Below are 18,335 nucleotides of genomic sequence, written 5' to 3'. Positions count from 1 at the left end.
ACGGACAGGGGCCCGGGAGCGGCCGGAATGACCGTGACGCAGCGGCCGGAACCACAGCCGGCGATCAACGAAGTCATCGTGGAGATCCACGCGTCGGGATACGTGCCGACGGAGGTGGAGTGGCCGTCCACCTGGAAGGACCGGGCGGGCCGGGATCGGACGCCCTCGATCCTCGGACACGAGGTGGCGGGTGTGGTCAGCGCTCTCGGCTACGGCACGACCGGGCTGTCCGTCGGGCAGCGGGTCTTCGGCATCTCGGACTGGCATCGCGACGGGACCCTGGCGGAGTACGTCGCGGTGGAGGCGCGCAACCTCGCACCCCTGCCCGGCGACATCGACTTCGCGGTGGGCGCGTCCCTGCCGATTTCGGGCCTCACCGCCTGGCAGGGCCTGTTCCAGCACGGCCGGCTCCAGGCGGGGCAGACCGTCCTCGCGCACGGTGCGGCCGGCGCGGTCGGGACGATGGTCACTCAGCTCGCCCGTGAGGCCGGCGCGCACGTGATCGGGACCGGACGGGCCGCCGATCGTCAGAAGGCGCTCGACTTCGGCGCGCACGAGTTCGTCGACCTCGAGAACGATGCGCTCGAGGACGTCGGCAGGATCGACCTGGTGTTCGACGTCATCGGGGGCGACATCCAAGCACGGTCCGCCCGTCTGATCCGGGCCGGAGGAACGCTGGTGACCATCACGGGGCCCGCCGAGGTTCGCCCCGGGGGCGGCCTGGCGATCGATTTCGTCGTCGAGTCCGACCGCCGCCAGCTCGGCGAGATCGTCCAGCGCGTGCGGGACGGTCGGCTCCGCACCAACATCGGCGACATTGCGGACCTCGACGACGCCGTCGCCGCCCTCAACCCGACCGCGCGGCGTACGGGAAAGACGATCATCGCCGTTCGGTCATGAGGCCGCCATGCGCGCAGCACCCTGTGCGCCGTCAGCGAATTCGGGTCCCGAGCACGCCCACCGTCGCAGACTGAAGGCGTGAACGAGCCCTCACCCGATGCCGGCGCACTGGATGCCTACTCGGCGGCGGTCACGCGCGTGACGCGCACGGTCCTGCCGTCGGTCGCCGCGGTCGCTGTGCGCACGCGCCAGGGCGGCGGCGCCGGCAGCGCGTCGGTGATCACCGCGGATCGTCATCTGCTCACCAGCGCCCACGTGGTGGCAGACGCCGTCGAGGTGAGTCTCGCGTTCTCGGACGGTACGACGAGCGCCGCGCACGTCGTCGGCGCGGACCCCCTGTCGGATCTCGCCGTGCTCCGCGCCGACGCGCCCACCCCGCCGCCCGTCACGCTCGGCGACGCCGCCGGCCTGCAGGTCGGCCAGCTCGTGGTCGCCCTCGGCAATCCGCTCGGGCTCGCGGGGAGCGTCACCGCCGGCATCGTCTCCGCGCTCGGCCGGTCGCTGCCCACGCGATCCGGCCGCGTGATCGACGAGGTCATCCAGACGGACGCGGCGCTCAACCCCGGGAACAGCGGCGGCGTGCTCGCCGACAGCTCCGCGCGCATGATCGGCGTGAACACGGCCGTCGCCGGCGTGGGACTGGGACTGGCCGTGCCGATCAACGCCACGACCCGGGCCATCATCGATGCGCTGCGCACTGCCGGCCGGGTGCGTCGCGCGTGGCTCGGCGTCGCCGGGGCGACGGTGCCGCTCAGCCCCGCGGCCGCGGCGAAGGCCGGGTCGCAGATGGGGATGCAGGTGGTCTCCGTCGTCGCCGGCAGCCCCGCGGCCGTCGCCGGCGCGCACCCCGGCGACATCGTCCTCTCGCTCGACGGGGTCCGAATCCTGGATGCCACCGGGGTGCAGCGCGCCATGGTCGAGGCTGCCATCGGGCGCCGCATGGAGATGACGGTGTGGCGAAACGGCGCTCTCGTGGACGTCGTCGTCCAGCCCGACGAGCTCCGCGTGCCCTGACCGACGCCGCGCCGCGCTCCTTCAGTCGGTGGCGACCACCCAGATCCAATTGCCGTCGGGGTCGTTGATCGAGAACATCGCGGGGACGGGTCCGCCGGCGGGCATCTCGTTCGAGATCTCGATGCCGAGGCCCGCCAGGCGGTCCCGCTCGGCGCTCAGGTCGCCTGTCTCCACACCGATCGACCCACCGCCGGGCTGACCGCTCATCGGCGGGTTCAGCGCCAGCCGCGCCGCCGATCCGCGGGGTGCCACCTCGACCCATCGGCCGGCGCCCTCGCCCTCGCCCCAGGAGACGTCCGTGCGGACCTCCCAGCCGAGCGTGTCGGTGTAGAAGGCCACTGCGGCGTCCTGGTCCGCGACCGTGAACATCCCGACCGCGATGCTGATGTCATTGCTCATGGCACGAGTGTCCCATCGGGCCACCGCCCGCACAACGGCGGCCGTCCTACGCGCCGATCGACGCCTCGGCCCCGAGATGCTTCGACATCGCGGCCGCCTCGGTCATCAGCTGCGTGCGCAGCGCGGGTGCCGAGCGCAGGTCGATCCGCTGCGTGGGGGCGGCTATCGTCATGGCCGCCACTATTTCGCCGGTGTGGCCGGTCACCGGGACGGAGATGCTCGACAGGCCCTCCTCCTGCTCCTGGGCGCACATCGCATATCCATCACGGCGGACGGCGGCGAGCTCGCGGCGCAGCGCGTCGGGGTCGGTGATCGTGTACGGCGTCTTGCGCTCCAGCGGACCGGATGCCAGGAACTCGTCGACGAACTCCCTGCTCTGCCACGCCAGCAGCACCTTGCCCGAGGCGTTCGTGTGCAGGGGGGAGCGCCTGCCCACGTTGGCCACCATGGCGAACGAGTCGGCGGACTGGCCGCGATCGACATAGAGCACGGAGTCCTCGTCCATGATCGCCAGGAGGACCGCCTCGCCGGTCGCGTCCGCGAGCGAGTCGAGGTGGAACCGGCCGACCCGGGTGAGATCGGTCGATCGCACGACCGCGCTGCCCAACTCGTACATTCCCCAGGTCAGTCGGTACTGCGCCGAGCCGTCTTTCGCGACGAGGCCCTCGATTTCGAGCGTCTTCAGCAGGTTGAACGTCGCGGGCTTGCTCAGTCCGACATCCGCGGCCAGCTCCCCGAGGCTCGTGGGCCCGCTCGAGCGGGAGAGGCTCTTGAGCAGCTTGACCGCGTGGACGACCGAGCGCACCGTCCGAGAGCCTTCCTTGACCGGGACGCTCGGCGTCTGTGAAGCGTTCATTCGTTCATTCCCTCAATCCGCCACCATCGAGCGTAACCGGTTCGGCGGTCGTCACGCCGTGCCGTGTGCGGCGCGGGACCGGCGCGACAGCGAGTCCACGACCACAGCCAGCACGAGGACCCCGCCGGTGATCATGAAGCGGATCGACGAGTCCAGGTTCAGCAGGTTCAGGCCGCTCGCTATCGCCTCGATCACGAGGATGCCCAGCAGCGCCGACTGCGCGCTGCCGCGCCCGCCGAACAGGCTCGTACCGCCGATGACGGCCGCCGCTATGGCGTCCAGGTTCACGTCGCCGGTGCCGCTGCTCAGCGTCGCGGCGGCGAGCCGGCCGGCCGCCATCAGACCGCCCGCAGCCGCCAGCACGCTGGAGAGGATGAACGCCGTGAGGTAGATGCGGCCGACCCGGATGCCGGCGCGGCGGGCCGCCTCGACGTTGCCGCCGATGGCGAACATCGCCCGGCCCCACCGGGTGCGTCGCAGCGCCCATGCCACCACGCCGATCACCCCGAGGAAGAAGAGGAACATGACCGCCACGCCCCGCGACTGGTTCAGATACCAGACGGCGGCCTCCAGACCCACCAGCAGCAGGATGCCGCGGACCCAGATGCCCGGAACGGACGACGCCGACAGCCCGTTGCGCCGCCGCTTCGCGGCTGAGGTCAGCGCGAACCCCACGTACACGACCGCCACCACCACGACGAGGACGTACGAGGTGACCGGGGCGAGGAACATCTTCTGCGCGAACCGCACGATGAACGAGTCGAACGGGAGGTTGATCGAGCCGTTGGTGCCCAGGATGAACAGCTGGAATCCGAGGATCGCGAGCAGGCCGCCCAGTGTGGACACGAAGCTCGGCACACCGAAGCGGAGGAACAGCAGCGCGTAGATGGCCCCGACCGCGGCGCCCATCGCCAGCGGCAGCGTCAGCGCCACCCACAGGGGCCACCCCAGCTGCACGAACGTGACGGCGAGGATAGCGGCGGCGAATCCACTGACCGAGCCGATCGACAGGTCGATCTGCGCCAGCAGCAGCACCAGTACCACTCCGACCGCGATGGTGCCGACGGCGGCGCTGTCCAGCATGAGGTTCACGAGGTTGATGCTCGACAGGAACAGCGGGTTGAGCGTCTGGAACACCGCCGCGATGATCACGAGGCCGATGATCACCGGAAGCGAGCCGATGTCGCCGCGGCGGATGCGCCGGCCCGTCATGCGCAGCTCGTCGATGAACCCGGTGGCGGCCTGCAGTCGCTCATCGTGCCGGTCGAGCGTCTGGGTTGCCGGCGACGCGATCGGGGACTTGAGGCTCATCTGCTCTGCTCCTTCGCAGCACCGGTGGTCGTGGAGTGCGCCGCCGCCCGCTTGGTCACGGAGTTGTCCGCGGCGCCGGTGATGGCGGTGACGATGTCTTCGTAGCTGACGTCCCTCGTGCGGAAGGCGCCGTTGTTGCGGCCGAGCCGGAGCACGACGATCCGGTCCGACACGTTCTGCACGTTGGCCATGTTGTGGCTGATCAGGATGACGCCGAGGCCGTGGTCGCGCAGTCGCTCGACGAGATTGAGGACCTCGGCGGTCTGCGCGACGCCGAGGGCGGCGGTCGGCTCGTCGAGGATCACGACGGAGGGCTCGCCGACCAGGGATCGCGCTATCGCCACCGTCTGCCGCTGGCCGCCGGACAGGCTCGCCACCGGGATCCGTACCGACGGGATCTTCGCGGAGAGCTGCGCGAGGAGGCCCCACGACCGTTTCTCCATGTCGACCTCGTCCATCGCGAACGCCGATCCGGTCTCGCGGCCGAGGAAGAGGTTCTGCACGACGTCGAGGTTGTCGCACAGCGCGAGGTCCTGATAGACCGTCGCGATGCCGAGCTGCTGTGCCTCCAGCGGGGAGGAGATCGTCACCGGCTCCCCGTTCCACTGAATCGACCCGGCGTCGGCGGCGTGCGCGCCGGCGAGGATCTTCACGAGCGTGGACTTGCCGGCGCCGTTGTCGCCGACCAGGGCGACGATCTCCCCGGCGTGGACGTCGAGGTCCACATCGGTCAGCGCGCTCACTGCGCCGAACGCCTTGGAGATGCCGCGCAGCGACAGCAGCGGTCGCTGGTCGGCGAGCGCGGGGGGCTTGGTGTCGATCACGGTTCTCCTTCACCGGTGACGATGGGTTCCGCGGCCGGCCGGTTCGGGTTCCGGCCGGCCGCGGAATGCTTGCTACTTGATGTTGTGAGCCGTGCACGCCGCCGCGTACTGGGTCGTGCAGATATCGGACGTCTTGTAGACGCCGTCCTTCACGACCGTCGTGGCGACGGTGTCGGCGGTGACCGCCTGCGGCTGCTGCAGGAACGCCGGGATCCCGTCGACGGTGTCCGTCGAGGTCGGGGTCTTGCCCTGCGCCAGGTCGAGGGCGACCTTCACGGCCTGCTCGGCCTCGCCCTTGAACGAGTTGTACACGGTCATGTACTGCTGACCGGCGAGGATCGACTGCACGCTGGCAAGCGTGGCATCCAGACCCGTGGTGGGCACGAGCTTCATGCCCGCGGCGTTCATCGCGGCGATGGCGGCCAGCGCGTTTCCGTCGTTGGCCGAGTAGAACGCGGCGATCTTGGTGCCGAACTTCGCTATCTGGGACGAGGCGAACTTCTCGGCCGTGGGGCCGTCCCACGTCTCGATGTGCGCGAGCACCTTGTAACCGGCGGGCTCGATCTGGCTGAGCGCGCCCTTGCGGATGTTCACGGCGTTGTTGTCGGTCGTGGCGCCGTTGAGCATCACGATTCCGCTGCCGGCCGGCACGTTGTCGGCCTTCAGCTTCTCGACCAGTGCCTGCCCCTGCAGCTCGCCGACCTTCTCGTAGTTGTTCGAGATGATGTAGGACAGCTGCGGGCTCTTGATCAGCCGGTCGTAGGCGATCACCGGGACCTTCTGTGCGACGGCCTGATCGACGATGGCCGCTGCGGCCACGCCGTCCCAGGGGTCGACCACGAGCACCTTCACGCCCTGCGTCAGCATCGAGTTCGCCTGCTGCTGCTGCTTGGCGGCGTCCTGGTTCGCGTTGGCGTACAGCACCTCGCACTTCGGGCACGCCGCCTTCACGGCAGCTTCGAAGCCGGGCCGGTCCTGCGTCTCGTACCGTGTCGAGCTCTCGTCGGGCAGGAGCAGCCCGATCTTGAACCCGGTCTCAAGCGACACCGCCTGTGTGGTTTCGCTGGGCCCCGGCTCAGCGGGCCCGGATTCCGGCGCACACGCGACCAGCCCGAGCCCCGCGAACAGCAGGACGGCGCCGAGCAACGCCGCCGGCCTGCCACCTGTTGTGATCTTCATGGATAGCCTCCGTCCTTGGTGTCGTCGTCCTCGACGATCGACGCAAGCGTGGCATCGGGTGCCGGGGGCGACAAGGGCTCCCGAACGGAAAGTGTTAGTCAGTGACGAACGGCGTTCATTGCTCGCTAACGTAATCGGCGCCACCCGACATGCCCTGCGACCGGGCCGCGAGCTCGCCGGCGATGCGCGTCGCGGCGGCGTGCAGCCGCCCCCGCAGGCGGTCCGGGGAGATCGATCGCAGCCGCATCGTGGGGAATGCGACGGCGACCGCCGCGCACACGGACCGGTCCGCGCGCAGCACCGGGACCGCGACGCTGGACAGCCGTGGCTCCTGCTCCTCCCAGCACACCGCGTAGCCGCGGTCCCGGGTCGCCAACAACTCGCGGCGCAGTACGCGCGGATCGGTGATCGTCGCCGTCGTCTTCGCGGCCAGGCCCGACTCGATCAGCCGATCCACGTGCGGCGTGGACAGGGCGGTCAGCAGCACCTTCCCCGACGCCGTGGTGTGCAGGGGAGCGCGAAGACCCGTGTCCGCGCGCATCCGCAGGATGTCGGCATCCTCCCGATCGACATAGAGCACGCCGTCGCGGTCCAGCACCGAGACGAGGACCGCACCGCCGGTCTCCCGGGCGAGGTCGTGCAGCGCCCGGCGTGCGGCGCCCGTCATCCGCTTGGCCTCCGTCACGGCGCGCGAGTACTCGAACAGATGCCAGGACAGGGCGTAGCGCAGATTCTCGTCCCGGCTCACGAGCTGTTCGCCCACGAGTGTGGACAGCAGGTTGTATGTGGCGGGCTTGCTCAGCCCCACCCGCCGCGCCAGTGCACTCAGGGTCAACGGCGTGCCGGCCGCCAGGCATCGCAGCAGGGTCATCGCATGCCGCACCGATCCCACGGTGCGGACATGGCTTGCGGTGACCGGATCGGGAACGTCGGTCATGACATGCTCACCCCTACTCCATCGTCGGCGTTAGCACCTCGCGAACACCATTATCTCACTGCTATTGATCCACGGATAGCCCCGATCTACCGTCGGTGTGACGCAGAAGTCGTCGTCGATGCGAGGAGAGCCCGATGCCATACCGTCCCCTGGACATCGACAGTGCATTGGACGTCGCCCAGGCGCAGGTGGACCGGCTGATCACCGCGCACCCGGGCCGGGTGCCCGTGTACACGACCCGGGGGCACTGGGTGTTCGACGAGGACCCGTGGGCGCCGGTGTGGACGGCCGGTTTCCTCACCGGCCAGTTGTGGATCTTCGCCGAGCGCACCGGCGACGCGCGCTGGCACGACGCCGCACGCCGCTACAGCCTCGCGCTGGAGCAGCGCAAGCTCGATACCGGCACCCACGACATCGGCTTCATCTTCACGCCGAGCTGGGGCCGGTGGCATGAGCTCGACCCGACGGCGCGGACGGCCGAGGTGCTCGTCCAGGCCGGCCGCACGATGGCCGGCCGGTTCAACCCGAACGGGCGGTACCTGAGCACCTGGGTCGCCGCCGGCAGTACGTTCATCGACATCATGATGAACATCGAGATCATCTTCCGGGCGGCCGAGATCAGCGGCGACGCCGACCTCACCCGGGTGGCGATCCAGCACGCTCTCACGACGCGGCGCTTCCTCGTCCGCGGCGATGCGAGCACCGTGCACGAGGGATGGTTCGACCCGGAGTCCGGCGAGTTCCTCCGTGCCGCGACGCATCAGGGGTACCGCGCGGACTCCTGCTGGGCGCGGGGGCTCGCATGGGGACTGTACGGATTCAGCACCACTTTCGCGCACACCGACGACCCCCGCTTCCTGAGCACAGCGGAATCCCTCGCACGCACCTACATGGAGCGCACCGGCGATGGCCTGATCCCGCCGAACGACTGGGACGACCCGCACCCCGTGCTGGCACACGAGGCATCCGCGGCCAGCATCGCCGCGGCGGGCCTGCTGCAGCTGGCCGCGCAGGCCGGCACTCGCGGACCCGAGTATGCGCAGTACGCGGTCCGCATCCTCGGCGCCCTCGCCGGTCCGGAATTCCTCGCCGACCCGGCGGGCGACTGGGAAGGCGTCATCCGCCACGCCACGTATCACGCCGGTCACGGGATCGGCGTCGACGAGTCCGTGATGTGGGGCGACTACTACTTCACCGAAGCGCTGTGGCGCCTGGCATCCACACCGCAGCTGCGCAGCCTCGCCGGGCTCGCCGGCACCACCCATCCCGACACCGACACGCTCCAGGAGACCCTGTCATGAGCCAGCACTTCTCGTCCCCGCCCCGGCTGATCATGGGCGCCGACGCCCTCGAGACCGCCGCCGCCGAACTCGCCACCCTCGGCACGCATGCCCTGGTCGTCACCGATCCCGGCATCGTGGCGGCCGGCATCCACGCCACCGTCACCCACGTGCTGGGCTCGGCGCTGCCCACCACGACGTTCGCCGACGTCGTCGGCAACCCCGACATAGCCACCGTGCGCCGGGCCGACGCAACCCGACGCGCCAGCGGCGCGGATGTCATCGTCGCCATCGGCGGCGGGTCGAGCATCGACGTGGCGAAGTCCGTCGCGGTGCTCGGCGCGAACGGCGGCGACATCGCCGACTATGAGGGCGTGGACCGTTTCACGAACCGGCCGCTTCCCGTCCTCGTGGTGCCCACCACGGTCGGCTCCGGCTCCGAGGTGACCAAGGGCGCGGTCATCATGAACCCGGAGACGCAGGTCAAGATGATCATCGTGTCGGACCTCATGTTCGCCACGATCGCCGTGCTCGACCCGCGCGTGGTCGCGCGCCTGCCCGGCCGGATCGCCGCGACGACCGGGATGGACGCCCTCACGCACGCGATCGAGGCGTACGTCGCGAAGGGCGCGAACCCCGTCACCGACGCCCTGAACCTCGGCGCTATCGAGATCATCGGCAAGAACCTCGTGGCCGCGTCCCGCGGCGACGCGGACGCCCTGTACAACATGCTCGTGGCATCGTCGATGGCCGGCATCGGGTTCCACGACGCCGGGCTCGGCGCCGTGCACGCGCTGGCGAACACGCTGGGCGCGCACTTCGGCGTGCACCACGGCACCGCCAATGCGCTGTTCCTCCCGTACGTGATCGACTTCAACATCCCGGCAGCCCCGGCACGGTTCGCCCGGATCGCGGCGGCGCTGGGCGAGGATGTCGCGGGCCTGGACGACACCCAGGCCGCGCTGCGTGCCTCCGCGGCCGTGCACCGCCTCGCCGACGAGACCGGTGTGCCGCGACGACTGGCTGACGTGAACGTCCCGGCCGACGCCATCGGAGAACTCGCGCGCGACGCCCTCACCCAGGCGGATCTGCCCGGCAACCCCCGCGAAGCGTCGCTCGAGGACCTCATCGCCCTGTACGAGAAGGCGATCTGACGGCCGCACGCGCCGTCGTCGCAACGAAGGAGACAGCAATGACCACCGCAGCCCCCCGCGCCGTCGCGCACTTCATCGCCGGCGACATCATCGACAGCGACACCGAGCCGATCAACCGGCTCGCGCCGGCCACCAGCGCCGTCGTCAGCGTCGTGCAGGCCGGCGGCGAACGCGAAGTGGTGCAGGCCGTGCGCGCCGCCCGTGCGGCGTTCGACGACGGGCCGTGGCCGCGGATGACGGGGATGGAGCGCTCGATGCGCATCAACCGGGTCGCCGATCTCATCGACCGCGACGCCGCCACGCTGGCCGCGCTGGACGCGGAGGAGACCGGCAAGCCGATCACGCTCGCCGAGAACGACATCGCCGGCGCCGCCGGACTCTGGCGGTACGCGGCATCCCTCGCCCTCACGATGAGCGGAGCGACGTACACGAACAACGGACCCGACTTCACCGGGCTCGTGCTGCGCGAGCCGATCGGCGTGGTCGGCCTCATCGTGCCGTGGAACTTCCCGGCCCTGATCCTCAGCCAGAAGCTGCCGTTCGCGCTCGCCGCCGGCTGCACGGCCATCGTCAAGCCGTCGGAGCTGACGAGCTCCACGGCGCTTCAGATCGTCCGGCTCACGGCCGAGGCCGGCATCCCCGACGGCGTGGTGTCCATGGTCGCGGGGGACGGCCGCGCGGGCGGCGCCATCGCCGCCGCCGACGGCATCGACCTCGTCTCCTTCACCGGCTCCACCGTCACCGGCCGCAAGGTCGTCGCGGCGTCGGCCGGCTCGATCAAGAAGCTGTCCCTGGAGCTCGGCGGGAACGCCGCCAACGTCGTGTTCGGCGACGCGGACCTCGCCGATGCGGCCGCCGGGGTGGTGTTCGGTGTGAACTTCAACAACGGCGAGTGCTGCGTGTCGCAGCCGCGGCTGCTGGTGGAGCAGGGCGTCGCCGATGACTTCGTCGCCGAGGTCGCACGGCTCACGAAGCGCCTCAAGGTGGGCCAGCCGATGGACCGCAGCACGGATGTCGGTGCTCTGATCCACGCGGGACACCTCGCCAAGGTGACCTCGTACATCGAGGGCGCCGTGGCGCACAGCGGCGAGATCCTCGTGGGCGGATCGCGCCTGACCGACGGGGACCTCGCGCTCGGCCAGTTCGTCGCTCCGACCGTGATCGACCGCGTCGCCCCGGACACCCCGGCGTTCCAGGAGGAGATCTTCGGCCCGGTCCTGACCGTCACCAGGTTCGCGACCCGCGACGAGGCCGTGCGACTGGCCAACGACGTGCCGTATGGTCTGGCCAACAGCGTCTGGTCGAAAAACGTGGACACCGTGCTCGAGGTCGCCAAGGCGCTCAAGAGCGGCACGGTGTATGCGAACACGACGATCGACGCGCCGCCGCAGATGCCGTTCGGCGGATACAAGCAGAGCGGCGTCGGACGCGAGATGGGCCAGGCCGGCTTCGAGGAGTTCACCGAGCTGAAGTCCGTGAACATCCGCACCGGCCGCCGCGCCGGCACGTTCCCCATCCCGGTCGCCCGGTGACGGTGCGCCCAGGACAGGATGGTGCCATGCCCGCCCTCACCTGCGAGACGCTCGACGGCGGCGTCGCGCTGCTGACGCTGCGCAACCCGCCGCTGAACCTGATCACCCTCGAGCTCACCGCGCAGCTGATCGACGCCGTGGCCCGCGTCCGCGCCGACGCCGGCATCCGGGCTCTCGTGATCACCGGCGAGGGGACCCGGGCGTTCTGCGCGGGAGCGGACGTCTCGGAGTTCGCCGACGTGCGGGGCGACGTCGTCGGCAAGAAGCTCGCGCGGGAGAACGAGGCGATGTCGGCAGTGCGCGCCCTGCCGATCCCCACCATCGCGGCGATCGGCGGCGTCTGCCTGGGCGGCGGCGCCGAGCTCGCCATCGCGTGCGATCTGCGCGTCATCGACGAGACGGCCGGCATCGGCTTCCCCGAGGTGCACCTCGGCGTCTTCCCCGGCTCCGGCGGGGTGATCCGGCTGCCGCACATCGTCGGACTGCCACGCGCGCTGGACCTGCTGTACACCGGACGGACCGTGCCCGCCGACGAGGCCTTGGCGATCGGCCTCGCCACCCGGACAGCGGCGGCCGGGAACGCGCTGGACGACGCACTCGCCCTCGCACGGACTCTGGCGGCCGGCCCCGCGCTGGCACTGTCGCTCATCAAATCGGGCGCCGTCGCATCTCTCACCCAGACGGACGAGGAGGCGGTCGCCGCGTCGCTGGTCGACAGCGCGCGCGTGTTCCGGGGCCCCGACGTCGACGAGGGGCTCGCGGCGTTCGCCGCCAAACGATCGCCGCGGTTCACCGCCGGCCGCGACGCAGACATCCAGGCACAGGAGGAACCCGAATGACCGGCATGCTGGACGGGATCAAGGTCGTCAGCTTCACCCACTACCTGCAGGGCCCGTCCTGCTCGCAGCTGCTGGGCGACCTGGGCGCCGACGTCGTGCGGATCGAGCCGATCGGCGGCTCGTACGAGCGGTTCTGGTCGGGCGCCCGCGTGTTCGTCGGCGAGCAGAGCGTGTTCTTCCTCCTCGCCGGGCGCAACCAGCGCAGCGCCGAGATAAACCTGCGCTCACCGGAGGGGGAGCGGGCTCTGTGGCGTATGATCGAGGCCGCCGACGTGATTGTGGAGAACTTCCGTCCCGGGGTCCTGGAGCGCCGCGGCTTCGGCTACGAGGCCGTGAAGGCCCGCAACCCGGGCATCGTGTACTGCTCGCTCACCGGCTTCGGGCCGACCGGCCCGCTCGCCCCGCGTCCCGGGCAGGACCTGCTCATGCAGTCGTTCAGCGGCCTGGCCTCACTGAACGGCCGCGCCGGCGACCCGCCGGTCCTCGTCGGATCGGCGATCGTCGACGAGCACTCCGCGGCCCTCGGCGCGATGGGCATCGCGGCCGCACTCGTGCGGCGCGCGCGCACCGGCGAGGGCGCGAAGATCGACGGCAACCTCCTGTCGGCCGCGCTCGACCTGCAGCTGGAGCCGCTGAACGCGCACCTCAACGGCGGCCGGCTGTGGGACCGCAGCCCCTCTGGGATCTCCTCCCGCTTTCACCAGGCGCCGTACGGGGTGTTCCAGACCGCGGACGGATGGCTCACGCTGTCCCTCGCCGACGGGCCCACCCTCGCCGACGCTTTCGACGATCCCCGGCTGGCCGCGTTCACGCGTGACGACCAGTTCGACGAGCGCGAACAGGTCAACGAGATCATCGGCGAGCACATGCGCACGCAGACGACCGCCCACTGGCGCGCGCGCCTGGATGAGATCGGCGTGTGGAACTCGCCCGTGAACGAATACGCCGACCTCCTGGAGGAGCCGCAGCTCGCGGCGAACGAGACGGTGCTGACGTTCGAGCATCCCGAGGCCGGCACCGTCCGCGTCGTGAACCACCCCGTCAAGTACGACGGCCGGACGCCCCCGCTGCGCCGCATCCCGCCTACCGTGGGCCAGCACACCGACGACGTGCTGCGCGAGGTCGGATACAGCGATGCTGAGATAGCCCGGATGCGCGAGGACGGCGCCATCGGCCCCGACCGGGCCGTCGTCGGGTTCGACCGGAAGCTGTCCGAACCCGCATCCTCCTACTCGGCGAAGCGCTGACGGTGTCCGGCCGGCAGCAGGTCGGGCTGGAGGACCAGCGCATCATCCCGCTGGCCACGCCCGCCGACGACCGTCAGTGCGATGCGCTCGTCGAGGGTCTGCTGCAGGGCGGGATCCCCGTCGTGGAGATAGCCCTGCGCGCCGAACCCGCCCTGGCGGCGATCGCCCGGATCGCGCGGCGCGGGGATGTCGCCGTCGGCGCCGGCACGGTCCTGAGCGTCGACCAGGCCCAGCGGACCGTCGACCATGGCGCCTCCTTCCTCGTGACGCCCGGCTTCGACGAGGCCGTGGTCCGCTGGGCTGTGGATGCCGGGGTGCCGATCATCCCCGGCGTGATGACCCCCTCCGAGATCCAGGCTGCGCGCGGCCTGGGGCTGCGGCGGCTCAAGCTGTTCCCGGCGGGGCTGCTCGGCGGCACCCGGGCGCTGGATGCCTACGGCGCGGTGTTCCGGGATGTCCGGTTCATGCCGAGCGGGGGCGTCACGCAGGACACGCTCCGGGCCCATCTCGCGCATCCCGCGGTGTTCGCGGTCAGCGGGTCGTGGATGACGAACACGGCGATGCTGACGGCCGGCGCCGCCGCCGTCGCCCGGGCCGCGGCGGCCGCCCGTGGCATCCTTCGCGAGATCGACGCGGCATGAGCGGCGTCGTCACGCTGGGCGAGAGCCTCGGTCTCGTCGTCGCCAGGGACGTCGGCGGGTTCGACCGGCAGTCGTCCGCCGAGGTGACATTCGGGGGAGCGGAGTCCAATGTCGCGATCGGCGTCGCCCGGCTCGGCACCCCGGCGGCCTGGATCGGCCGGCTCGGGGACGACGCCCTGGGCCGGCGGATCCTGCGCGGCCTGCGCGCGGAGGGCGTCCGCACGCACGTCGTCCTGGACGCCGGCGCGCCGACGGGGATGATGCTCAAGGACCGGCCGCGCCCCGACCGCAGCCGCGTCGTCTACTACCGCCGCGGCAGCGCCGCCAGTCGCATCGAGCCGCGCGATCTGCCGGTGGAGGTCATCCGGAGCGCGGCTGTGCTGCACGTGACCGGCATCAACCTGGCCATTTCGGCCGCCTCCGCGGCGACGACGCACGCCGCCGTCGATCTCGCCCGCGACGCCGGCGTGCTCGTCTCCGTCGACATCAATCACCGCGCCCGGCTCTGGGATGCCGCGGACACCGCGGCCGAGAGCTACCGGGCGCTGATAGCGAAGGCGGACATCGTCTTCGCGGGCGATGACGAGGCGGCGCTCGTGACCGGCACCATCGACCACGGCGATCAGGCGCGGGCGCTGGCCGCGCTCGGCCCATCCGAGGTCGTGATAAAGCTCGGCGCGGACGGCGCCCTCGCGGTCCGCGGGGGCGAGGTATGGCGCCAGCCCGCGTTCGACGTGCGGGTGGCCGACACCGTCGGCGCCGGGGACGCTTTCGTCGCCGGCTATCTCACGGAGCTCACCGCCGGGCGTCCCGTTCCGCGGCGACTGCGCACGGGGGCCGCCGCCGGCGCGCTCGTGTGCGAAATGCCCGGGGACTGGGAGGGCGCCCCCACGCGCGCGGACCTCGACGCGCTGGGCCAGACGGGCGATCCGGTGCAGCGCTGACGCGCGGCTACCCCGCTGCGCGGCGCGCCCGGTAGGCGGCGACCGCGTTCCGGTTCGCGCACGTGGTCGAGCAATAGCGCTTGGAGCGGTTGCGCGAGAGGTCCAGGGCGACCGCCTCGCAGTCGGCGTCCGCGCACACAGTGATCCGGCTGCCCTCGTGGGCGCGGATCACGTCGATCAAGGCCATCGCCGTCTCCACGAGGACGCGTTCGGGAAGCGGCCGGTCGTCGGCGAGGGCGTGCACGTGCCAGTCCAGTCCGTCGTGCTGCGCCAGACGGGGCGTCAGTGTGACCGTGGCCAAGGCCGTGTTCACCCGTGCGGCCATATCGTCGCGGCCCGCCAGCAGCATCCCGCGCAGCCGCGGTCGCAGCGCGCGCAGCGCCTCGAGCTCGGCGTCGTCGCGGTCGATGCGGCCGGTGTACGGATGCTGCTGCAGGAAAGCGTCGAGCTCCGCGACGCTCGTCAGCGTGTCCGGGTCCTCGGCGCTGTTCACGAGCTGCACGGCCGCGCGCAGCGCCTCTTCCGTGTCATCTGCGAAGAGCATTTTGACATCTTACACGATCGAGGACTAGCGTCATAGATCATGAGCACTGTCACCAATGACATCCGGCGTCGTCCCACGGTGGGAGTGGGGCTGGCGGTCGCGCTGGGCGCGGCCTTCTCGTTCGGGATGTCGGGGGCGTGGGCGCGCGGGCTGATCGACGCCGGCTGGACGCCCGGGGCGGCGGTTACGGCGCGCGTCTGGGTGGCGGCGCTGATCCTCCTGGTGCCCACCCTGATAGCGCTGCGCGGCCGGTGGCGCGCGGTCCGCCGCAACGCCGGGATGATCGTCGCGTACGGCCTGCTCGCCGTCACCGCGACCCAGCTGTGCTACTTCCAGGCCGTTGCCGTGATGGACGTCGGCATCGCCCTGCTCATCGAGTACACGGCGCCGGTGGCGGTGATCCTCTGGCTGTGGATCCGCCGCGGCGAACGGCCCGGCGGGCGCAGCATCCTCGGCGCCGGCATAGCGTTCATCGGCCTCATCCTGATGCTCGACATCGTCACCGGCGCGCGGCTGGATCCCGCCGGCATCCTCTGGGCCCTGGCGGCGATGATCGGCGCGGCCGCCTACTTCGTGCTGTCCGCGCGCGCCGACACCGGCCTGCCGCCGATAGCGCTGGCCGGCCTCGGCCTGCTGCTGGGCGCCGTGGGCCTGACCGCCGCGGGCGCCGTCGGCGTGGTGCCGCTGGCCTGGAGCACGCACGACGTCGCCTACCGGTTCGGCACGGTGCCGTGGTTCGTGCCGGTGCTCGCGATCGGCGTGCTGGCCACCGCCCTCGCGTATGTCCTCGGGATCACCTCGACCCGGATGCTCGGATCGCGCCTGGCGTCGTTCGTCGCGCTCGCCGAGGTCATCGCCGCCCTCCTGTTCGGGTGGATGCTGCTCGGTCAGCTCCCGGACGCGCTGCAGGCCGTCGGCGGCGTGCTGGTGCTCGCCGGCGTCGTCGTCGTCAAGCTCGGCGAGCCGGCCGCCCCGGCGCTGGTCGAACCGGTCACCGAGCACGACCTCGCCGCCTGATCGCGCATCTTCCCACGCGGGCCCCACGGGAGTTGAATACCGCCATGGGCGATCGCGAGGACTTCCTCGACTGGTTCCAGACCACGTGGCAGGCCGCCGAGAGGGCGCTGCACGACGGGGACGCCGGACCGCGGTTCGCGACCTGGTCCGAGCATCCTCCGGTGACGCTGTTCGGCGCGTGGATCGACGCCAACGGTCCGGACGGCGTGCGCGACGTGTTCCGCGGCCTCGCACGCAGCTTCTCGCATCCCACCGCCAGCCGCGTCGAGCTCATCGCCGCGGACGTGAGCGGCGACCTCGCGTACACCGTGCACCGCGAGATCACATCCACGCGCGTCAACGGCCAGCCGCGCGACTACGTGCTGCGCGTGACGCAGGTGTACCGCCGCGAGGACGGCGAGTGGAAGGTCGTGCACCGGCACGGCGACGAGCAGCGCACGCTCGTCGACGGCGGCCCCTGAGCGGCGTCAGCGGGTGCCGGCCACGAGCGGGGTGCTCGTCGAGCGCGCGGGCCGGCGGAACGCCACCACGGTGGTGATCGCCAGCACCACGATCCCGATCGCCTCGACCACGACCGTCTGCGGCACGAGCGCGAACGTCCACACCTCAGTGATCCCGAACAGGCCGACCGTGAGCGCCAGCAGGAGCGCGGCCAGGGTGGCTATCACGAACAGCAGGCTCAGGACGATGGTCAGCTGCAGCATCCGCCCGCGCAGCATCAGCATCCCGATCAGCAGGACGAGCGCGGCCACCGCGTTCAGCACGAACAGCACGCCCAGGACACCGCCGACCCCGTCCAGGACGAGGAAGAGGTGGATGCCGCCAACGGCCAGCAGCACGAGGGCGCTGAGGATGCGCATCACGCCGAGCGCGCGCGGAGTCGTTCCGGTCATGTCTGACTGCTCTCTTCCCGGCCCGCCCGACGCAGGGCCCTCGGTGGGGAAACGAGACCCGCGGCAGTGCGGTTCATCCGGACGAGCCACAGCACGTCGCGGCCGAACGACTCCACGAGCAGGGCGAGCGCGGCGGCCGCCAGCAGCGTCGCCGCCACCGGCGGCAGGAGCCCCGCCGCTATCACGGTGAGGACGATCCCGGCCGCGGCCGCTACGACCTTCCGCCAGAACCGGGCGGGCAGCGTTCGGCGCATCCACGGCCAGAACCAGGCCGCCGCGACGAACGCATACCGCAGCATCCCGGCGCCGAGCACCCACCAGCCCACTGTCCGCGCGTCGTACACCGCCAGCACGAGGATGAGGAAGGCGTCCACCTCCATGTCGAACCGCGCACCCAGCGCCGTCGCGGTGCCGGTGCGGCGCGCGATGGGCCCGTCCAGCGCGTCCAGGCTCAGCGCGACCACCGCGGTCGCCACCAGCAGCGGCACCGGGATCGCGGTGGTGAAGGATGCCGCGACCAGCGCGGTCGCTATCCCGACGAGCGTCGACCGGGTCGCCGTCACGGCGTTCGCTGGCCCCAGCCGCGCGGCCGCGCCCCGGCGCAGGCTCCGCGACAGCAGCACGGTCGCGACGACGAGATAGGCGCCGCCCGCCGCCGCGCCCACCGGCGAGAGCGCGTCAACGGCCGCGAGGACCACGAGAGCGGTGCCGCCCGTGACCGCCCACCACCACGGCGTGAGGTGAACTTTCCGCATGTCGGCTCCGTGTTCTCCACGTGGTCATCGTCAGGGACACGACATCCGACCCCGATGCGGTTCAATCAC

The 18,335-nt window shown here is 71.2% G+C and carries 20 protein-coding genes; 11 read left to right on the top strand and 9 right to left on the bottom strand.

The features are described from left to right. The first annotated feature begins 27 nt into the window (after nucleotides 1–27). Together GH740_RS12390 and GH740_RS12385 are read left to right on the top strand one after the other, a co-directional pair. A complete protein-coding gene (locus tag GH740_RS12390; RefSeq protein ID WP_253941398.1) occupies nucleotides 28–900 on the top strand; it encodes an NADP-dependent oxidoreductase in 873 nt (290 codons plus the stop codon). Between the two features lie 78 nt (nucleotides 901–978). Beyond that, the gene (locus tag GH740_RS12385) at nucleotides 979–1,914 is read left to right on the top strand and encodes a S1C family serine protease (protein ID WP_367641551.1); all 936 of its coding nucleotides are present in this window, start codon (nucleotides 979–981) and stop codon (nucleotides 1,912–1,914) included. Between the two features lie 21 nt (nucleotides 1,915–1,935). Here GH740_RS12385 and GH740_RS12380 read toward each other — a convergent pair whose 3' ends face one another. The 6 genes from GH740_RS12380 to GH740_RS12355 all read right to left on the bottom strand — a co-directional run bounded on the left by GH740_RS12380 (nucleotide 1,936) and on the right by GH740_RS12355 (nucleotide 7,420). Beyond that, nucleotides 1,936–2,313, bottom strand: a complete 378-nt coding sequence (locus GH740_RS12380; RefSeq protein ID WP_153746399.1) for a VOC family protein — start codon at nucleotides 2,311–2,313, stop codon at nucleotides 1,936–1,938. A 46-nt stretch (nucleotides 2,314–2,359) separates the two neighbouring features. After that, nucleotides 2,360–3,169, bottom strand: a complete 810-nt coding sequence (locus GH740_RS12375; protein ID WP_153746398.1) for an IclR family transcriptional regulator — start codon at nucleotides 3,167–3,169, stop codon at nucleotides 2,360–2,362. Between the two features lie 51 nt (nucleotides 3,170–3,220). Then, a complete protein-coding gene (locus GH740_RS12370; protein WP_153746397.1) occupies nucleotides 3,221–4,480 on the bottom strand; it encodes a sugar ABC transporter permease in 1,260 nt (419 codons plus the stop codon). Next, on the bottom strand, nucleotides 4,477–5,301 hold the full coding sequence (locus tag GH740_RS12365; RefSeq protein ID WP_367641556.1) for an ATP-binding cassette domain-containing protein: 825 nt from the start codon (nucleotides 5,299–5,301) through the stop codon (nucleotides 4,477–4,479). Before GH740_RS12365 ends, GH740_RS12370 begins: the two co-directional genes overlap by 4 nt. A gap of 75 nt (nucleotides 5,302–5,376) precedes the next feature. Next, nucleotides 5,377–6,483 (bottom strand): substrate-binding domain-containing protein, encoded by a 1,107-nt coding sequence (locus GH740_RS12360; protein ID WP_153746396.1) that lies wholly within the window; start codon nucleotides 6,481–6,483, stop codon nucleotides 5,377–5,379. A 115-nt stretch (nucleotides 6,484–6,598) separates the two neighbouring features. Beyond that, complete coding sequence (locus GH740_RS12355) at nucleotides 6,599–7,420, bottom strand: IclR family transcriptional regulator (RefSeq protein WP_153746395.1); 822 nt, start codon at nucleotides 7,418–7,420, stop codon at nucleotides 6,599–6,601. 134 nt (nucleotides 7,421–7,554) lie between these two features. On the opposite strand from GH740_RS12355, the gene GH740_RS12350 reads away from it, so the two are divergent. The 7 genes from GH740_RS12350 to GH740_RS12320 are packed head-to-tail and all read left to right on the top strand — an operon-like array spanning nucleotide 7,555 to nucleotide 15,057. Beyond that, nucleotides 7,555–8,721 (top strand): glycoside hydrolase family 88 protein, encoded by a 1,167-nt coding sequence (locus tag GH740_RS12350; RefSeq protein WP_153746394.1) that lies wholly within the window; start codon nucleotides 7,555–7,557, stop codon nucleotides 8,719–8,721. After that, nucleotides 8,718–9,854, top strand: a complete 1,137-nt coding sequence (locus tag GH740_RS12345) for an iron-containing alcohol dehydrogenase (RefSeq protein WP_153746393.1) — start codon at nucleotides 8,718–8,720, stop codon at nucleotides 9,852–9,854. Before GH740_RS12350 ends, GH740_RS12345 begins: the two co-directional genes overlap by 4 nt. A gap of 38 nt (nucleotides 9,855–9,892) precedes the next feature. Then, nucleotides 9,893–11,386, top strand: a complete 1,494-nt coding sequence (locus tag GH740_RS12340; protein ID WP_153746392.1) for an aldehyde dehydrogenase family protein — start codon at nucleotides 9,893–9,895, stop codon at nucleotides 11,384–11,386. Nucleotides 11,387–11,412: 26 nt separating this feature from the next. Further along, nucleotides 11,413–12,225 (top strand): enoyl-CoA hydratase/isomerase family protein, encoded by an 813-nt coding sequence (locus GH740_RS12335; protein ID WP_153746391.1) that lies wholly within the window; start codon nucleotides 11,413–11,415, stop codon nucleotides 12,223–12,225. After that, nucleotides 12,222–13,472 (top strand): CaiB/BaiF CoA-transferase family protein, encoded by a 1,251-nt coding sequence (locus GH740_RS12330; protein WP_216644944.1) that lies wholly within the window; start codon nucleotides 12,222–12,224, stop codon nucleotides 13,470–13,472. The genes GH740_RS12335 and GH740_RS12330 overlap by 4 nt, the downstream gene beginning before the upstream one ends. A 2-nt stretch (nucleotides 13,473–13,474) precedes the next feature. Next, nucleotides 13,475–14,113 (top strand): bifunctional 4-hydroxy-2-oxoglutarate aldolase/2-dehydro-3-deoxy-phosphogluconate aldolase, encoded by a 639-nt coding sequence (locus GH740_RS12325; protein WP_216644943.1) that lies wholly within the window; start codon nucleotides 13,475–13,477, stop codon nucleotides 14,111–14,113. Then, on the top strand, nucleotides 14,110–15,057 hold the full coding sequence (locus tag GH740_RS12320) for a sugar kinase (protein ID WP_153746390.1): 948 nt from the start codon (nucleotides 14,110–14,112) through the stop codon (nucleotides 15,055–15,057). The genes GH740_RS12325 and GH740_RS12320 overlap by 4 nt, the downstream gene beginning before the upstream one ends. Before the next feature lie 7 nt (nucleotides 15,058–15,064). Here the strand turns inward: GH740_RS12320 and GH740_RS12315 are convergent, their stop codons facing one another. After that, nucleotides 15,065–15,601, bottom strand: coding sequence for a CGNR zinc finger domain-containing protein (locus GH740_RS12315; RefSeq protein ID WP_153746389.1), 537 nt, complete (start codon nucleotides 15,599–15,601; stop codon nucleotides 15,065–15,067). Nucleotides 15,602–15,640: 39 nt separating this feature from the next. Here GH740_RS12315 and GH740_RS12310 point away from each other — a divergent pair, with 39 nt between their 5' ends. Beyond that, nucleotides 15,641–16,618 (top strand): DMT family transporter, encoded by a 978-nt coding sequence (locus tag GH740_RS12310; RefSeq protein ID WP_153746388.1) that lies wholly within the window; start codon nucleotides 15,641–15,643, stop codon nucleotides 16,616–16,618. Nucleotides 16,619–16,662: 44 nt separating this feature from the next. Continuing rightward, nucleotides 16,663–17,079, top strand: coding sequence for a nuclear transport factor 2 family protein (locus tag GH740_RS12305; RefSeq protein WP_153746387.1), 417 nt, complete (start codon nucleotides 16,663–16,665; stop codon nucleotides 17,077–17,079). Nucleotides 17,080–17,085: 6 nt separating this feature from the next. On the opposite strand, the gene GH740_RS12300 is transcribed toward GH740_RS12305, so the two are convergent. Together GH740_RS12300 and GH740_RS12295 are read right to left on the bottom strand one after the other, a co-directional pair. Then, nucleotides 17,086–17,511 carry a hypothetical protein gene (locus tag GH740_RS12300; RefSeq protein WP_153746386.1) on the bottom strand — a complete coding sequence of 142 codons (426 nt, stop codon included), beginning with the start codon at nucleotides 17,509–17,511 and terminating at the stop codon, nucleotides 17,086–17,088. After that, nucleotides 17,508–18,266 carry a CDP-alcohol phosphatidyltransferase family protein gene (locus GH740_RS12295; RefSeq protein ID WP_153746385.1) on the bottom strand — a complete coding sequence of 253 codons (759 nt, stop codon included), beginning with the start codon at nucleotides 18,264–18,266 and terminating at the stop codon, nucleotides 17,508–17,510. Before GH740_RS12295 ends, GH740_RS12300 begins: the two co-directional genes overlap by 4 nt. Nucleotides 18,267–18,335 lie beyond the last annotated feature (69 nt).

Source organism: Microbacterium sp. SYP-A9085, from assembly GCF_009649635.1.
Lineage (GTDB): Bacteria > Actinomycetota > Actinomycetes > Actinomycetales > Microbacteriaceae > Microbacterium.
The sequence above is the reverse complement of the archived record's forward strand: the minus strand, read 5'-3'. Positions and strand labels throughout refer to the sequence as shown.

What these genes read in the sequence shown, in the direction of transcription:
- GH740_RS12350 (WP_153746394.1), top strand. Translation starts at nt 7,555, where the DNA reads ATGCCATACCGTCCCCTGGACATCGACAGTGCATTGGACGTCGCCCAG.
- GH740_RS12355 (WP_153746395.1), bottom strand. Translation starts at nt 7,420, where the DNA reads ATGACCGACGTTCCCGATCCGGTCACCGCAAGCCATGTCCGCACCGTG.
- GH740_RS12390 (WP_253941398.1), top strand. Translation starts at nt 28, where the DNA reads ATGACCGTGACGCAGCGGCCGGAACCACAGCCGGCGATCAACGAAGTC.
- GH740_RS12310 (WP_153746388.1), top strand. Translation starts at nt 15,641, where the DNA reads ATGAGCACTGTCACCAATGACATCCGGCGTCGTCCCACGGTGGGAGTG.
- GH740_RS12295 (WP_153746385.1), bottom strand. Translation starts at nt 18,266, where the DNA reads ATGCGGAAAGTTCACCTCACGCCGTGGTGGTGGGCGGTCACGGGCGGC.
- GH740_RS12360 (WP_153746396.1), bottom strand. Translation starts at nt 6,483, where the DNA reads ATGAAGATCACAACAGGTGGCAGGCCGGCGGCGTTGCTCGGCGCCGTC.
- GH740_RS12300 (WP_153746386.1), bottom strand. Translation starts at nt 17,511, where the DNA reads ATGACCGGAACGACTCCGCGCGCGCTCGGCGTGATGCGCATCCTCAGC.
- GH740_RS12345 (WP_153746393.1), top strand. Translation starts at nt 8,718, where the DNA reads ATGAGCCAGCACTTCTCGTCCCCGCCCCGGCTGATCATGGGCGCCGAC.
- GH740_RS12340 (WP_153746392.1), top strand. Translation starts at nt 9,893, where the DNA reads ATGACCACCGCAGCCCCCCGCGCCGTCGCGCACTTCATCGCCGGCGAC.
- GH740_RS12335 (WP_153746391.1), top strand. Translation starts at nt 11,413, where the DNA reads ATGCCCGCCCTCACCTGCGAGACGCTCGACGGCGGCGTCGCGCTGCTG.
- GH740_RS12375 (WP_153746398.1), bottom strand. Translation starts at nt 3,169, where the DNA reads ATGAACGCTTCACAGACGCCGAGCGTCCCGGTCAAGGAAGGCTCTCGG.
- GH740_RS12330 (WP_216644944.1), top strand. Translation starts at nt 12,222, where the DNA reads ATGACCGGCATGCTGGACGGGATCAAGGTCGTCAGCTTCACCCACTAC.
- GH740_RS12305 (WP_153746387.1), top strand. Translation starts at nt 16,663, where the DNA reads ATGGGCGATCGCGAGGACTTCCTCGACTGGTTCCAGACCACGTGGCAG.
- GH740_RS12380 (WP_153746399.1), bottom strand. Translation starts at nt 2,313, where the DNA reads ATGAGCAATGACATCAGCATCGCGGTCGGGATGTTCACGGTCGCGGAC.
- GH740_RS12320 (WP_153746390.1), top strand. Translation starts at nt 14,110, where the DNA reads ATGAGCGGCGTCGTCACGCTGGGCGAGAGCCTCGGTCTCGTCGTCGCC.
- GH740_RS12370 (WP_153746397.1), bottom strand. Translation starts at nt 4,480, where the DNA reads ATGAGCCTCAAGTCCCCGATCGCGTCGCCGGCAACCCAGACGCTCGAC.
- GH740_RS12315 (WP_153746389.1), bottom strand. Translation starts at nt 15,601, where the DNA reads ATGCTCTTCGCAGATGACACGGAAGAGGCGCTGCGCGCGGCCGTGCAG.